Raw genomic sequence first — 1378 nt, 5'->3', positions numbered from 1 at the left:
GAAAATGTATATCGTTGGCAGAAGAAATTATTTAGACCAGTTATCAAAAACTTCATTGATGACTTTATTCTCGATAAAAATCATCTGCTACCACAGAGAATCTATAAATAATAGTGCGTAAGTCCTATAACTTTACTGAATGGCCTAATGTAATTTTAGAGCACACGCCAAAGTAAGGTCATGCCAGTCAAAATCCTGAACTTTAAATCAATGGTTTAGAAGCCGTGAAACATCATCTTAGCAACGATTAAAACAATTCTTAGATTTATATACGTGACACTAAAAAGCCAGTACATATTGAACTGGCTTTTTTCTCAATTTGTCTAACGTGCGTTATGTAAATTTTAGCAAATCTAAACTGGCAGCCTAACTTAAATAACTGATGTTACGCAATAAGTGTATTTTTGAGCATCTTCGCCACTACATTTTGCGGTCGATTTTTTTAAAATTTACAACATATAGAATGGATGCGTAACATCAGTTAAATAAACTGTCTCCGATATATTGGTCCCAAAATCCTTAAAGATCTGACTGCATATTTTCCCACTGTGGAACAGCATGCCCATCAGAGTGAAACAAAAAAATGAGATTTTATCTCCAAACCCTTTATTATTTTTAAGATCGTATATGATTTTAGAAATTTGAAAGAAACTCAAACTTTAAAATATTCGAATCATGGGGATACAATATGAAAATCAAGTTAATCACGCTGACATTAGCACTATCCGCAGCATCACTGGCAAACGCACATAATCATGAACAGTTAATCAGTAATGATTACCAACTGTTTAGTCCAGAAATCACCTCTAAAATCACTGAGCACAAACCTGTTTCATTAGATTTTATTGCTAGTGCAATTAGCACCCCAACTCAGGCGGTATTAAAAGAAAATTTAGGTGAGACTAAAAACGTCGTAGTGATTAGCGATGCGGAAACCTGGTATTACGGTGTTCAAATCACCGATCAGGAAAATCAAAAATGTTCTGTCTCTTTTATTTTCGACCGTGAAAATGGCAAGTTAAGTACATCGGCAGATCTGGTCAGCTTCCACCAATTAGAATGTGAATTAGCCGTTGCCCAAAAATTAGAAAAGAAAAATAACTAACTCCAAACCAGACATTAAAAAGCCCGCAAATGCAGGCTTTTTAATTCGTCCAAATTTTCCATATATCACCCTGCCAGAATCCGGTTTAATGACAATTAAATAGAATATTTGAACTCTTATTGGCACTGTTGCAAATAACCACGAATGGCTTTGTTGCACAAAGATTTGAAATGCAAAGCGCCCCTAATTGAGCCAAATTTAAGGCGTAACTTGGGTAAGTGGTCGACCTAATTCCGTAAATCTGTTGAGGACTGCTACACGTGCATGAATTTC

General features: G+C 35.3%; 1 protein-coding gene and 1 pseudogene. Both read left to right on the top strand.

Going from position 1 to position 1378, the window contains the following annotated elements:
• Positions 1-111 (top strand): annotated as a pseudogene (locus FTT73_RS16090) (IS701 family transposase); the annotation flags it as partial.
• Between the two features lie 577 nt (positions 112-688).
• Positions 689-1105, top strand: coding sequence for a hypothetical protein (locus FTT73_RS16085; RefSeq protein ID WP_159139022.1), 417 nt, complete (start codon positions 689-691; stop codon positions 1103-1105).
• Positions 1106-1378 lie beyond the last annotated feature (273 nt).

Origin of the sequence: Acinetobacter sp. YH01006, from assembly GCF_013420445.1 — a bacterium.
GTDB classification, from domain to species: domain Bacteria; phylum Pseudomonadota; class Gammaproteobacteria; order Pseudomonadales; family Moraxellaceae; genus Acinetobacter; species Acinetobacter pseudolwoffii.
This window is presented reverse-complemented; position numbering and strand designations above follow the sequence as displayed.

Bases quoted from the DNA above. Each gene is read 5' to 3' on its own strand.
- FTT73_RS16085 (WP_159139022.1), top strand. From the start codon at position 689: ATGAAAATCAAGTTAATCACGCTGACATTAGCACTATCCGCAGCATCA.